Below are 14,541 nucleotides of genomic sequence, written 5' to 3'. Positions count from 1 at the left end.
AGATAGGATTAAACACTTTAACATGAAAGCACTTTTGGACTTTATCCCTCTTATCATCTTTTTCTATTTTTATAAAACAGTTGATCCTACAAATAACCATCACCCTATTTTAAGTCTTGTTGGCTCTTCAGGTGGCATTGACAATAATAATATTTTGGTTGCAACGGCTGCACTTATTATTTCGATGATTGTCGTTTATGGGGCACTTTTTGTTTTTCAAAAATTTCGTTTAGATAAACAACAGTGGTTAATTTTTATTATGACCGTTGTATTTGGTGGTGTGACATTATTACTAAATGACGATTTCTATATTAAGCTAAAAGCAGCATTGCTTAACTTTCTATTTGCAATAGCATTTTTACTCTCTCCTCTTTTTACCAAAGATAAAAGTCCACTCATTAAAAAAATGTTTGGTACTGTTCTTGAACTCAATCCTAAAGGATGGCGTAATTTAAACTTTGCTTGGGCAGGTATGTTTATACTAATGTCTTGCTTACATGTATTTTTCGCATTTTTATTTATGCACGGAAAATACTGGGGCGAGTTTACATCATTTGGTGACATGATTATTATGTTCTCTTTTATTATTATTCAATTTGTTATTCTAAGAAAACATTTTAAAACTTCTGAATAACAAGAATACTTTTTTATATAAAACAAGAGTAAAATTATGCCTTTATTTATTGTTACATGTACAGATAAAGAAGGGACTTTAGCAACTCGCCTTGCTACTCGTCCTGCACATCTAGCACGTATTGAAAAACTTGATGCTGAAGGTAAATTAATTGTCGCTGGTCCAATGCCAAAAGAACATGACAACCTTCAAGCTGGCTTTTACGGCAGCACGCTCATTGTAGATTTTGAAACACGTGAGGCTTTAGATGCTTGGCTATCAGATGAACCTTATCTTAAAGCAGGTGTATATGGTCACATAGATGTAAAGCCATTCATTCAAGTTTTTCCTAAAGGATAAAGATCATGCAACGTGTTGTATCTCGTACATTTGGTGTGTTCATGCTACTGTCAGCATCTGCATGGGCTGTCGAACCAGTATCTCAAACAACACCAATTCCTCAGGCACAACCTGTTGCAAATCAACCATCAAGTCCGTCTCAAAATAACGCATCAACAACGCAAGTGACAAAAACAAATCAAAGTGCACCTTTGGTAGAACCTAACTCTCCAGCACAACTTGCGCAAAAAAAAGCAGAAGATGATTTAAAAATGAAAACATTGGTCAAAAACCAAGAAGTTCGAATGCAGCAATTAGAAAAAGCAAATTTAGATGCTTTAGCTCAAAATCAAGCATTACAACTTAAAAACGATAATTTAGGTGTACAAGTTCAAGTTCTACAAAGCGAACGTACAGCACAATTATTTATGTATGGGGCTGCAACACTGGCTATTGGTGTCATTTTAGGCTTTGTGCTCGCAGGTTATATTTATACAAAACGTCGTCGTCAGTGGTAAAAGATAAAGGGTTTAAGATTGTTCGGTAAAATTGAAACTGCAAAGCTTACATGGCAACGTGTTGATGGTATTGATATTCCAGTCTCAACGCAGTTTGGAGACGTTTACTTCTCTAAAGACAATGGCTTACTAGAAACACGCCATGTTTTTTTAAATGGAAATGACCTATCTACAAGGCTATCTGAGCTAAGCAGTTACGAATATTTTTGTGTAGGTGAAACAGGCTTTGGTACAGGTTTAAATATTTTAGCTTTATGGCAAATGTGGCAAGCAGTACGCCCAAATAATCAGAGTCACCTTCATGTTTTAACTGTAGAAAAATTTCCTCTGGCTAAAGAAGATTTAATTCGAGCATTAAAAGCATGGCCGGAACTTCAGCCTCTAGCAGAACAACTCATCTTACAATACCCTACACCAATTGCAGGTTGTCACCGTCTTCACTTTCCAAATGAACGTTTTAGTATAGATTTGTGGCTAGGTGATGCAGCAGATATTTTTCCTATTATTCCTAAAATAGGGACTGTAAATGCATGGTTTCTAGATGGATTTGCACCAGCATGTAATCCTGAATTATGGCAAGAAAATATACTGTCACATATCATTCGCCTATCTGCACCTCATACAACATTCGCATCTTTTAGTGTAGCAGGCATCATTAAACGTGGTCTTAAAGCATATGGTATAGACATTTCTAGACCTAAAGGTTTTGGTCACAAACGTGAAATGTTAAAAGCGATCTGGCCAGCTTCAGACCGCTCTGAGAGAGCTCAGCCTTCAAGTCAACTGAATATTGCTATTATTGGTGCAGGAATCGCAGGTTTAAGCCATGCTTGGGCATTTGCACAACGTGGCCATCATGTGCGTATCTACGAGCGTAAAAACGCAATTTCTGGCGCATCTGGTAACCCACTTGCACTTCTAAACCCCAAACTTTGTCCAGCAACACAAAATCACGAACATTTAATGAGTTTAAGTTGGCAATATAGCTGTTCATATTACTCACAATTTAAAGCGTTTCGTCGTATCAGTGTCCAGCAAACTGATTTAAAGCAAAACGGCGAACTTCATAGTATTTTGAATGATTATCCTGAAACTGAATTAGTTGCAACTGAAGATAGCGTTCTAAAATCAGATTATTCATCAATACAACTTAAACATGCTGGTGTTGTGACTCCTCAGATCTTAGCTCAAGAGATACTTCAGCATCCTCTTATCGAACTTATTGAAAGTGAAATAACTCAAATAGAGGAACAAGCCGAACAAGTTTACATCATTGATAAGTTGAGCCAACAGTTTTTTGCAGACTTTACTATTGTCTGCACAGCAATAGATAGTCATCTATTACTGCCTGAATTGCCACAACTTAAACCTATTCGTGGTCAAGTCAGTTGGCTAAATAATGAAAATGCACCACTTCCTAGTCATCAAGCATTGAGTTATGGTGGTTATGCAATGCAGTTGAATGATAAACAACTTATTTTAGGTGCTTCTTTTCATCCACAAAGATCAGATGATGCAGTACTTGAAGAAGACCATATACATAATCTGGCCCTCCTAAAAAAAGTTTATCCTGATTATGCTGAAACGTTAGAAGATATCGTGCATTGGGAAGGTCGAGCATCTGTACGCGCACAAAGTGCAGATTATTTTCCGTTACTTGGTCCATATGGAGACCACCAAAAAATATATACTTGCTCAGGACTAGGGTCTAAGGGCTTCTTATTTGCACCACTGTGTGCTGAAATATTAGCTTCTCAAATTTTAAATGAGCTTTGCCCAGTACCTATAAGTGTTATAGACAAACTCAATCCGCAAAGATTTTTGAGAAAAACCAAACCCAAAAAACCGTACTACCAAAATAAAAGCCTTAAAAAAGCGCCCTAAGGCGCTTTTTTTATTCTATCGGTAATCCTGCTGCTTTGGCCGCACGTGTACCACCCATCAGTACGACATATTCTCGGCCACTATCAAAGCTTTCTAATTTTTCAGCAGCTCTAGGTGCCTTACTGCCCCCACCACACAAAATATAAATAGGCTGATCTGCCGAAATTTCGGTCAATGCATCTTCATTTATATGGTCAATCGGTTGATTTACCGCACCTTTTAAATGTGCCTCTGCATAGGCATTTGCATCTCTAACATCCCAAATAACAGCATTATCTGGGAATTCAAATGTTGTAATTTCTTGTTTACGGATCATTGTGTCCTCCTTTTATATAAACAACACTTGGCAAATCAAGAAAACCCTCTTAGCATCTCAGATATTTCATCCACTTGTAAAGGTGCTAGATATGCCTTCTTTTGATATCGTTTCCGAACTTGAGACTTTCGAAGTTAACCACGCTGTACAAAATACACAGAAAGAGATCGCAACACGTTTTGATTTTCGTGGTCAAGATGTAACTGTTGAGCTCAATGAAAAATCGAAAGAGATTAAAATCTCTACAGAAAGTGACTTTCAGTGCGAACAAGTTTACAGCATGCTTGAAAATCATTTCTTTAAACGTAAAATTGATATTCAAGCAATGGATCCGCAAAAAGCATCTGCTTCAGGTAAGCATTTTGTTCAGGTCATTAAACTTAAAGATGGTTTAGACTCTGACACTGCAAAAAAAGTAAATAAGGCCATTAAGGAAAGCGGAATCAAAGTTCAATCATCTATTCAAGGTGATAAAATTCGTGTCAGCGATAAAAAACGCGATACCCTACAAAAACTTATGGCATTCTTACGTGAAGAGCAATTCGGTATCCCATTACAGTTTAATAACTTCAAAGACTAAGCAAAAAACAGACCATAAAAAAGGCGCATCAAATGCGCCTTTTTTATATAGCTTCTTACATATCAACCATTTCTATGCCATCTAAACGGGCAACAGTCATCAAATCTTTATCTCCACGGCCTGAGACCGTCGCAATTAAAATCTGATCTTTAGACATGGTTGGTGCCAACTTAGAAACATATGCCATTGCATGGGCACTTTCTAGTGCAGGAATAATTCCTTCAATTTTTGTAAGGTCTCGGAAGCCCTGTAGAGCTTCATCATCTATAATCGGTACATATTGCACACGTTTCATATCTTTTAAGAAACTATGCTCAGGACCTACCCCTGGGTAGTCTAGACCAGCAGAAATACTATGTGTTTCAATAATTTGACCTTGCGCATCGCTCATCAAGTACGTTCTATTGCCATGCAATACACCAACATGACCTGCATTAAGAGGTGCAGAGTGCTTGCCTGTTTCAACACCCAATCCTGCTGCTTCGACACCATACATGGCAACGTCAGTATCATTTAAGAACGGATAGAACAAGCCCATGGCATTTGAACCACCACCTACACATGCGACTAATGCATCAGGTAAACGACCTGCTTGTTCTTGAATTTGCTGACGTGCTTCACGTCCAATAATTGATTGGAAGTCACGTACCAACTGAGGGTATGGATGTGGGCCTGCAACCGTACCAATAACATAATAGGTACTGTCCACATTACTCACCCAATCACGCATTGCTTCATTCATTGCATCTTTTAATGTACGTGAACCGCTCGTTACAGGAACAACTTTTGCTCCCAATAATCGCATACGGTAAACATTCATCGCCTGACGCTTTACATCGTCTGCGCCCATGTAAACAACACACTCAAGCCCTAAACGCGCTGCAATTGTTGCTGTTGCAACCCCATGCTGTCCTGCACCTGTTTCTGCAATAATACGCTTTTTACCTGAAAGCTTAGCGAGAAGAGCTTGACCAATCGTATTGTTTACTTTGTGCGAACCTGTATGGTTTAGGTCTTCACGTTTTAAATAAATTTGCGCACCACCAAGATGTTTCGACCATCGCTCAGCATAATAAAGAGGACTTGGACGGCCAACATAATAGGCCAAATCACGATCGAATTCTGCTAGAAACTGGGCATCATCTTTCATTCTCTCATAAAGAGATTGTAAATCTTCTAACGCTGCCATTAATGTTTCTGACACAAATCGTCCGCCATGAATACCAAAATGCCCTTTTGCATCTGGATATTGTGTGTAGTCAATCTTATTTTGCTGATCCACAATGGACTCCTTGCATAAATTTTTCTATCAGTTGATGGTCTTTTATTCCTTTACTTGCCTCTACCCCACCACTCACATCTACCGCAAATGGGTGTGTCATTTGAATAGCTTCAGTAATATTTTCAGGCGTTAAACCACCTGCCAATATAAGCGGAATATCTAAGTCAGGAAATTGAGACCAGTCAAATTGCAATCCTGTTCCCCCTTTGAGTTCAGGATGCCAAGCATCAAGTAAAATAGCACTTGCGCCTGCTTTTTGATAACGCTGTATTTCGCCAATTAAGTCGAGTTCAGGCTTCACTTGAATGGCCTTATACCAGCGTTTACCAAATGCTTGAGCAATAGATGTACATTGCTCTGGTGTTTCATTACCATGAAACTGTAAAACATCTATAGAAACATCATGAAGTATGTTTCTTATTTCATCAATTTCTGCATTTACAAATAATCCCACAATTTGTACGTAAGGTGGAATCATTTTTACTATTTTTTCTGCCTGTGATACAGAAACAGCTCTAGGGCTTGGCTTATAAAATACTAAACCAATAGCATCTGCACCTGCATTTACGACTGCTTGGGCATCTTCTAAACGGGTAATTCCACAAATTTTTGCACGAGTTCGCATAGCTTCTCTTTATTGCCCAATAGTTTATTTAGAAAGCATTCTATCAATATCTTTGCACTGTTATTTTTAGCAAAACCATACCGAATTGCAAACTTTTTGACATGACAATCCCATATAATATTTTTATTTATCGCATTTAGAACATAATTATGCAAATTATAGGACATCGTGGTGCTCGAAATGAAGCACCTGAAAATACCCTAGGTGGTTTTAAATACTTAAAAGAAATTGGAATTACAGCTGTTGAGTTTGATGTTAGACAGCTTAAAGATAATACATTGGTTATAATACACGACGACAATCTAAAACGAACAACAGGTCAAGTACAATCAATTTATGACACTCTATTAGAGGATTTAATCAAACATGACCATCGGTTAATCTGGAAAGATTGGCAGTATAATGAACCGACACCCACACTCATTGAAACACTCAAAATTATTCAACAATTTACACATATAGAGGTTGAAGTTAAAGCTGTGGAAACTTTGAATGAAGCAGAAATACTTTGCCGAAGTTTACTTAAAGCACTTCAAGGCTTTGAAAAAAATGTAACGATTACGAGTTTTGACGAAAAAATTCTACAAGTATTACAACAACAAAACTGCCCATTTAAACGTGGACTACTTATAGAAGAAGATATTAAAGAAATGGCAATTGAAAAAGCATTAATTTTAGAATGCGATCGTATTGGGTGGATGAATTCACTTGCAACTAGAAACATCATTGAAAAAACACATTGTGCAGGTTTGAAGGTCAGTGTTTGGACAGTGAATGAACTTGAAAGAGCAAAAGAGCTCAAAGCATATGGTATTGACGGCCTTATTACTGATGTACCTCAACTGATGAAAAATAAATTATAAATCTTTCAATTCTAATCATTTATATTTGCCATAATATACAACTGTATACTATTATATATTCATATTTAGCGTTCAACTTTTACGCAAAGTATTTTCAGAGTTTTACTTTGAAAATGACCATCTCATTCTTTTGGGAGCGTCTCCTATGACTCTTTCGTCCCAAGCGCTTAAAGCTCCTATTAATTGGACAGCAGCCATTACTTTGCTAGGCACACCCATTGTGTCCATCATTGCAATTCCGCTATATGCATATCATTATGATTTTTCATTGTCAGCATGGATTAGCTTATTTTTCTTATTGGCTTTCAGCAGTTTAAGTATTACAGCAGGATATCATCGTTTGTGGGCACACCGTGCCTATGAGGCCTCTCTTCCCTTAAAAATTATTCTTATGCTTGGCGGAACCTTTGCCATTCAAAATAGTATTTTATATTGGGCATCTGGCCATAGAACACATCATCGTCATGTAGACGACGAAGAGAAAGACCCATATTCTATTAAAAAAGGTTTTTGGTATGCACATCTAGGCTGGATGATTCGAGATTATCCAGCAGCAGAAGCAAATTACAAAAATGCTCCAGACCTTATGAATGACCGCTTAGTCATGTTTCAACATAAACATTATGTCTCATTAGTCATTGCTGTACATACCATCCTTTTACTAGGTATAGGCTGGGCTGTAGGAGATATTTGGGGTGTTATCTTATTAGGTGGGTTATTACGACTGGTATTGAGCCATCATGTTACATTCTTTATTAACTCGCTTTGCCACATGTTCGGTAAACGTCCTTATACCGATGAAAATACAGCACGAGATAATTTCTGGTTAGCCATTGCAACATGGGGTGAGGGATATCATAACTATCACCACATTTTTCAATATGACTACCGTAATGGTGTTAAATGGTGGCAATATGATCCAACAAAATGGCTCATTTGGTCATGCTCAAAGTTAGGGCTTGCAAAAAATCTAAGAAGAATTCCTAGCTTGAATATTAAAAAAGCCGAACTTGCTATGAAATTTAAATATGCAGAACAAGACCTTGCTATCTATGGACATCACGTCAGTGAAGATTTTCATACGATTAAACATCGTATCGCCCAAGAATATGAGGCTTTTACACATACATTAAATGACATGGCTAAGCTCAAAGAACAAGAAATGTTGGCAAAAAAACAACGCATGACTGAAAAACTGCATCAAATGGATGACAAGCTAAAGTTCGAATTTCAGCTCATCGAACAACGCCTACAACATCATAGAGCGCGTTTAGAAATTATGGTAAAGAGCCTTCCCAAACATCTTCCACCATCATCTTCTTAAATTAAAGGGTACATTCAAGTACCCTTTTTAACACCTTAGATTCATCGCATGATGATAGGAGTTTTGTTATAGTGGTCTGCATGGCTTAAAGGATTTTTTTATGCAACTCAACCCACGCTATCCACAGCTCAATGCGAAACTCTATCGTGAACAAATGCCTACGCCACTGAAAGGTGCAAAAGCAGGTCACTTTAATGAAGCCCTTGCAGATGAATTACAATGGAGTGCCGAAGAAAAGCAGAATTGGGTTGAAATTTGCAGTGGACAACGCACAATTACACCTTTCCAGCCGCTTGCTATGGCTTATGCTGGTCATCAATTTGGGCATTGGGCTGGTGCTTTGGGCGATGGACGAGGATTACTCATCGCACAGGTATTGAATAAAAAACAACAGACGGTCGATTTACATTTAAAAGGGGCTGGTCAAACACCTTTTTCTCGTATGGGAGATGGCCGTGCTGTTTTACGTTCTGTCATCCGAGAGTATCTAGCAGGACATGCCCTTAATGCTTTAGGTATTCCATCAAGCAATGCCGTAGGCTTTACAAGCTCATTACAGGGCGTACAGCGTGAAAAGTTAGAGCCTGGTGCCATGCTGTTACGTAGTGCTGACAGCCATATTCGTCTAGGTCATTTTGAATGGATAAATCAATATGCACCAGAATTACTCTCAGATTTTACACAGCACTGTATTTCTTGGCATTACCCTGAATGTCTTAAAGCAGAGTCACCTATCCTTGCATTTGCAAAAGCAGTCATAGAAAAAACAGCAATTTTGGTCGCAAACTGGCAATTGGTCGGTTTTGCGCATGGCGTTATGAACACCGATAACCTTAATATTACAGGTTCTACTTTAGATTTTGGCCCTTACGGTTTTTTAGAAAGATTTCGCCCCAATTGGATCAATAATCACTCCGATCATCAGGGACGTTATACATACGAAAAACAACCTAGCATTGCTCATTGGAATCTATGGGTTTGGCTTAATCAACTCGTTTACCTTGTCCCTAAAGAAACGAGAGACACTTTTAAAGCAGAACTTTCAGATACTTTGAGCCAATTTGAAATCACTTTCTTAGAAAAATACCAAACAGGCCTAGCATGCAAAATGGGGTTACCGACATTTCATAAAGAAAGTTTCGACTGTAGTTTAAATTTTTTAAGAATATTACAGCAGGAAAAACTAGATTACACCCAAAGCTTTATTGCGCTACAAGAAAAAAGATATACCGACTTACGAGATAACTGTATTAATACAGATGTATTTGATGAGTTTTTAGAACATTATCATCAGATTCGCGAAAATCAGGATATCGAAGCACTACAGCAAAGCATGCAGGAACATAACCCACACTATATTCTTCGCAATCATATGGCACAAGATGCCATTGAGGCTGCAGAGCGGGATGATTTTTCGGAAGTTGATCGCTTATTTAAGCTGCTTGCCAATCCATTCACCAAACAGCCTACCCTTGAAAAACCCTCGGATTTGGTTCCACCTGCAACTGATGCACCTGAAATCTCAATCAGTTGCTCATCGTAAATTACATATTTTCAGGATACTCAAAACGATAACCTACTCCATACACAGCTTGAATCCACTCATGCTGTGTATCTACACTCGTAATGTCGGTAATTTTACGGCGTAAATTCTTAATGTGGCTGTCAATCACACGGTCAGCAACATCAAAGCTATCAGGGTTAATATGATCTAACAATTGAGAACGAGAATAGACTTGTCCAATATGATCTAAAAACAATTCGAATAGTCTAAACTCTGTTGGTGTTAAATTCAGTGCTTTTTGCTTATACCAAATTCGTTGTTGAGATTGATCAATTTTGAAAAACTGATGATCTTCTGGTTCGTCTTTACGCTCTAAACGACGCAATACAGCTTGTACTCGTGCAACCAACTCTTTAGGACTAAATGGTTTACAAACATAATCATCTGCCCCCATATTCAATCCAAGTACGCGATCTATTTCTTCTGTTCTAGCAGTAACCATAATAATTGGCAAATCTGACTGTTCGCGGACTTTACGACAAATTGTCAGGCCATCCATCTTAGGCACCATCAGATCTAGAATCATTAAACTGGGTTTATGCTGTAAAAAGCTCTGGTATGCTTCCTGACCATCATGAAAAACACTTACCTCAAAACCTGCAGCTTCTAAATAATCTTTGACTAAACTTGCAAGCTCTACTTCATCTTCAACTAAAACAATATGTCTCATGTACACACTTTCCTAATTCAACTTTTCTTTTAAAAAGGTCAAAGTACAACGTAATCCGCCAAGCGGAGAATGATCAAATGAAAGCTCACCGCCAAGGGCTTGAATAATTTTTGCAGAGAGTGCCAGTCCTAAGCCTGTACCTCCTGTTGCCCGAGTCCGCGAGTCATCGACTCTATAAAAACGCTCACCTAACCGTTTTAATTGGTCATCGGTCAATCCTAATGGGCTGTCGTCTACAATGACACTCCAATATGTATCTGTTTGATGCGTATGTATATATATTTCTCCATATTGTTCTGTATAACGCACACTATTACTCAATAAGTTCACAATCACCTGCTTAAAGCGATCATGGTCTAACATTAATATTGTCCCAGTTCCTTGTGTTCGAACAGTTAAATGTGCTTGTTCAAACTTAGATTGAAAGTTATTGACTTCTTGTAGTATTGCTTTCCACGGATCCATTTCGGCAAAGTAGCATTTCAGTTGCTGAGCCTCCACCTGTGCCAAGTCTGCAAGATCTTGCGTCAATTTTTTCAAACTTGAAACCTGACTCATCATAGAGGTTAAATGCTCAGGTGTAGCCTTACGAATACCATCTTGCATTGCCTCAATCTGCGCTTGTAACACTGCTAAAGGTGTTTTTAACTCGTGGGAGGTATCTGCTACCCATTGCTTACGTGAATTCTCATGCTGATCTAAAATAGATGCCAATCGATTAATTTGATTAGAGAGATCACCAAGCTCATCATTTCTTCCCACTTTTACCTTATGTTGATAATTTCCTTTCGTCAGCTCTTGCGTGGCTTGCAATAATTTTTGAATAGGCTTTTTAAAGTAAGTTGCCAACAGCAAAGCAAGAAGTAAACTTGCAAAGAAAGTTACTGCATAAATTAAAAGTAATACACGTTTTTGTGTACTAAAAAAGCTCAGACTTAAAATATCATCTTGGTCTAAAACAGGTTTTAATCCTAAATATCCAATCACAATACCATTAACCAAAATAGGTCTGTATGAAACTGCTCCCTGTGGTGGCTGACCAACAACAAAGCGTTTCTTCGCATCATACAACGAAAGTCGTGAGCTCAACCCAAAACGGTCTGGCATCGGAATAAACTTCTTGGTTACAGGCTCATCATCTATCATTTCAACTTTATCTTCAGCAGATGGATTTCCTCTATTGTTTCCTCCCTCCATTTCTGGTGGCCCATCTTTAGGACGGCCAAATAAAGCGAAGTTATCTTTTAAAGGAAATTTCAGCCCTTCAAATGGCTGAAATTCTGATGGTAAGTTTTGTTGTATTTGTCGAATTTCACTCTCAGTTAAAGTCTGTTTCTTTAAACGATCTGTTTTTTGTTCTAATCCAGTAGGAATACTTAAAACCGTATTTTCTTTAAAATAACGTTGCTGAAAAGCAATATCGTATTGTCTACGCAACCAAGTTCTAGATAAACGATCAAAGTCATCTGGTGCGGCAACTCCTTCTACCTGCAAAATTTGTGCTTGAATCGCATCACCCCAATCATGGTATACACTATAAATACCAGCCAAGTTCTCAATCAAATGGTCAAGTTTTTGCATTTCCACATCGGCAACATACTTGGCAAAATTCTGCTTCATTGTCCATTGAAAAACGCCCAAACTGACGGTTGTAATAATTAATGTCGTTAATAGAACTGTTGAAAATAAACGTAGCGCAATAGGTATACGGCGGTTATTTACAGGTGTTTTTTTTATTCCTAACCCCATATTGGCTAATCCATCTCATTTCAACTTATTTGCAGTCATTATTCTAGCGAATAAAATAGGTTTCAATATGAAGTTCAATAATATTTGTTAAGCTCAAGTGTGAAACAAATATTGCATGTATTTTATAAGAATAAATGAAATGAAGCTTTTAAATATTATGCAACTGATAAAAATTTACTTATGCTATAAAAAGTTATATTGATGATACGAGCTTTCATCCATGAATGAGCAAAAAACGAAACTTCATAAAATTAATGCCAAACTAGATAGAATAGGAAACTTTGCAGTTGAGGCATTTCATTACCTCGCATTATTTATTATTGGATGTTTAATTGCATGGTCAGCAGTACATACGACCATTAATATCTTTACAGAAAAGTCATTTGCATCTATTGATGATATTCTTCTCTTGTTCATTTACTTAGAACTTGGCGCGATGGTCGGTATTTACTTTAAAACCAACCATATGCCTGTACGATTTTTAATTTACATTGCAATTACTGCACTCACTAGATTACTTATTTCTGTAATTCAGCACGACCATAAAGCAGATGTTGGTTTGCTCATTGTTTCTGGCGCGATTCTTATTCTTGCACTTGCCATATTTATTGTACGTTATGCCTCTTGGCATTATCCATCTATTGTCAAAGATAAAAACTCTATACCTCGCCATCTAAAACCTGAAGATGACGAGCTTGCATAATTCAATATAGAAAAAGCGGTAAATACCGCTTTTTCTACCCATTAAAATGTAGAAATACCTGACCACTCCAAGAAGCGATATAACCAGTATCTCATTTTCGATGAATCTTCATACTTTTCGTAATTCACACTCATTTGCTGACCATTCAAATTTGACCACGATGTATTAAAATAACTTTCAGCATCTTTAAATACCTGCAACTGGTTTGAACCAATTACTCGTAAGTCAGTTTCTAAATTATAATTTTTTAAATTACGTGCTGTTAAATTTGCAGAACCTAACAACATTTCACTCTCTGCATTGCCACGCTTAATTACCAGTTTACTATGACATTGTTCACCATGAGTATCACACCAACGTACAGGAACACCTGCCTCATGAAGTTCCATTGCCACCTGACGATTTGGCATTCCAACTTTCTGATGACCAAAAGCATCTTTATTCGGATCTAATAGAATATTTAAGTGAACACCACGTTCCTGTGCTGCTTTTAATGCTTCAATAATTTGACGCTCAGATAAATAGAACATTGCCATTTGAAGGGTTTCACCACGCTGAGTGCCTTGAATAAGTTTCAAAACAGCACGATAAATTGCCTCTTCGGTTAACACCTGTACCTGAGGTAATTGAGGATTAGCTTCTTCACCCCCCATAAGTACTGTAGGTAAAGTACCACCAGACATTTGAGCGACTGGCTGTTCAGTATTTAATACATCTACAGCCGCTGCACCAGTAACGACCAAAGCAGCATTGTCATGTCTAGAACTACCCGCATGAATATTTTGCGATGTTACTAAAGCCTGCCATCCACGGGGCGTATCTACGACCAGAGTCTTGCGATGGTTCGCTTTAAAATTTAACAAGTTTAAATAACTGCGTATTGTAACTTTTTCGTCGCCAAAAGGATTTGCTAACCAACCTCTTTGATTATTATTGCCTAAATTCTGACAGCACAAGTACCACAAACCAGACCATGCTGGATTAGATGCTCTTAAAGGCGTTAAGTTTGTTTCAATGAGATCCACACCAACACGGCGTAATTTCACATATTGCTCAGGTGCAAAGCCACCATACATAGAGTTAATAGGATCAGTAAGTACAGTAATTGAAATATTCGGTTGCAAAGCACGCTTGCGAATTAAAGCTTCAGCAAGCTCTTTCGTTAAAGCACGTTGTTTCTGCTTAGACTCCCCAACCTCATCATTAAGTAAGAACATATCCAACACAATGGTCGTTTTGGCTTCATTAATCATTTTTAGCATTTCATCAAAGATTTGATGATGCTGTTCTTGTTGCCCTTGAGCATTTAAATAAGTCTGATCAGACAAAAATTGTGCATCTGTATAGTGCAACGGACCTGCATAGTCTAGCCCTACTGGTATAGGCTTTACTGTATGATAAATTGCAGATGAAGCATAGCCCACCAATAAAACGCCAGCAATCAAACACGTATACTGTTTTTTTGACCAATTTAATTTATGATGAATTCTTTGAAAAATACGCATATTAAA

General features: G+C 37.7%; 15 protein-coding genes. 9 read left to right on the top strand and 6 right to left on the bottom strand.

Annotated elements, in window-relative coordinates; translation table 11 throughout:
* Positions 1-22: 22 nt before the first annotated feature.
* The 4 genes from OZX61_RS02090 to mnmC are packed head-to-tail and all read left to right on the top strand — an operon-like array spanning position 23 to position 3,354.
* On the top strand, positions 23-634 hold the full coding sequence (locus OZX61_RS02090) for a septation protein IspZ (protein ID WP_277095151.1): 612 nt from the start codon (positions 23-25) through the stop codon (positions 632-634).
* Between the two features lie 36 nt (positions 635-670).
* Positions 671-973, top strand: a complete 303-nt coding sequence (locus tag OZX61_RS02085; RefSeq protein WP_195772871.1) for a YciI family protein — start codon at positions 671-673, stop codon at positions 971-973.
* A gap of 5 nt (positions 974-978) precedes the next feature.
* Entirely contained in the window at positions 979-1,470 is a 492-nt protein-coding gene (locus OZX61_RS02080) for a hypothetical protein (RefSeq protein WP_195772870.1), read from the top strand.
* An 18-nt stretch (positions 1,471-1,488) separates the two neighbouring features.
* Positions 1,489-3,354, top strand: a complete 1,866-nt coding sequence (gene mnmC / locus OZX61_RS02075) for an FAD-dependent 5-carboxymethylaminomethyl-2-thiouridine(34) oxidoreductase MnmC (protein WP_277095150.1) — start codon at positions 1,489-1,491, stop codon at positions 3,352-3,354.
* Between the two features lie 10 nt (positions 3,355-3,364).
* Here mnmC and OZX61_RS02070 read toward each other — a convergent pair whose 3' ends face one another.
* Positions 3,365-3,670, bottom strand: coding sequence for a rhodanese-like domain-containing protein (locus OZX61_RS02070; protein ID WP_195772869.1), 306 nt, complete (start codon positions 3,668-3,670; stop codon positions 3,365-3,367).
* Positions 3,671-3,761: 91 nt separating this feature from the next.
* Here OZX61_RS02070 and OZX61_RS02065 point away from each other — a divergent pair, with 91 nt between their 5' ends.
* Positions 3,762-4,250, top strand: coding sequence for a YajQ family cyclic di-GMP-binding protein (locus OZX61_RS02065; protein ID WP_195772868.1), 489 nt, complete (start codon positions 3,762-3,764; stop codon positions 4,248-4,250).
* A 55-nt stretch (positions 4,251-4,305) separates the two neighbouring features.
* Here the strand turns inward: OZX61_RS02065 and trpB are convergent, their stop codons facing one another.
* Positions 4,306-5,532, bottom strand: a complete 1,227-nt coding sequence (trpB, locus tag OZX61_RS02060) for a tryptophan synthase subunit beta (protein WP_277095149.1) — start codon at positions 5,530-5,532, stop codon at positions 4,306-4,308.
* A complete protein-coding gene (locus tag OZX61_RS02055; RefSeq protein WP_277095148.1) occupies positions 5,516-6,157 on the bottom strand; it encodes a phosphoribosylanthranilate isomerase in 642 nt (213 codons plus the stop codon). The genes trpB and OZX61_RS02055 overlap by 17 nt, the downstream gene beginning before the upstream one ends.
* A 149-nt stretch (positions 6,158-6,306) precedes the next feature.
* Here OZX61_RS02055 and OZX61_RS02050 point away from each other — a divergent pair, with 149 nt between their 5' ends.
* From OZX61_RS02050 to OZX61_RS02040, 3 genes are all read left to right on the top strand, one after another.
* Positions 6,307-7,020 (top strand): glycerophosphodiester phosphodiesterase, encoded by a 714-nt coding sequence (locus OZX61_RS02050; protein WP_277095147.1) that lies wholly within the window; start codon positions 6,307-6,309, stop codon positions 7,018-7,020.
* 145 nt (positions 7,021-7,165) lie between these two features.
* The gene (locus OZX61_RS02045; protein WP_277095146.1) at positions 7,166-8,344 is read left to right on the top strand and encodes an acyl-CoA desaturase; all 1,179 of its coding nucleotides are present in this window, start codon (positions 7,166-7,168) and stop codon (positions 8,342-8,344) included.
* A gap of 100 nt (positions 8,345-8,444) precedes the next feature.
* Positions 8,445-9,887 (top strand): protein adenylyltransferase SelO family protein, encoded by a 1,443-nt coding sequence (locus OZX61_RS02040; protein ID WP_277095145.1) that lies wholly within the window; start codon positions 8,445-8,447, stop codon positions 9,885-9,887.
* 1 nt (position 9,888) lies between these two features.
* Here OZX61_RS02040 and OZX61_RS02035 read toward each other — a convergent pair whose 3' ends face one another.
* Both OZX61_RS02035 and baeS read right to left on the bottom strand, forming a co-directional pair.
* The gene (locus OZX61_RS02035; RefSeq protein WP_195772861.1) at positions 9,889-10,578 is read right to left on the bottom strand and encodes a response regulator; all 690 of its coding nucleotides are present in this window, start codon (positions 10,576-10,578) and stop codon (positions 9,889-9,891) included.
* Positions 10,579-10,590: 12 nt separating this feature from the next.
* Complete coding sequence (baeS, locus tag OZX61_RS02030) at positions 10,591-12,327, bottom strand: sensor histidine kinase efflux regulator BaeS (RefSeq protein WP_277095144.1); 1,737 nt, start codon at positions 12,325-12,327, stop codon at positions 10,591-10,593.
* A 220-nt stretch (positions 12,328-12,547) separates the two neighbouring features.
* On the opposite strand from baeS, the gene OZX61_RS02025 reads away from it, so the two are divergent.
* Positions 12,548-13,030, top strand: a complete 483-nt coding sequence (locus OZX61_RS02025; protein ID WP_195771364.1) for a phosphate-starvation-inducible PsiE family protein — start codon at positions 12,548-12,550, stop codon at positions 13,028-13,030.
* A gap of 41 nt (positions 13,031-13,071) precedes the next feature.
* Here OZX61_RS02025 and OZX61_RS02020 read toward each other — a convergent pair whose 3' ends face one another.
* Complete coding sequence (locus tag OZX61_RS02020; RefSeq protein WP_277095143.1) at positions 13,072-14,535, bottom strand: phospholipase D-like domain-containing protein; 1,464 nt, start codon at positions 14,533-14,535, stop codon at positions 13,072-13,074.
* Positions 14,536-14,541 lie beyond the last annotated feature (6 nt).

This window comes from Acinetobacter sp. ESL0695 (assembly GCF_029392135.1).
GTDB classification, from domain to species: domain Bacteria; phylum Pseudomonadota; class Gammaproteobacteria; order Pseudomonadales; family Moraxellaceae; genus Acinetobacter; species Acinetobacter pollinis.
The sequence above is the reverse complement of the archived record's forward strand: the minus strand, read 5'-3'. Positions and strand labels throughout refer to the sequence as shown.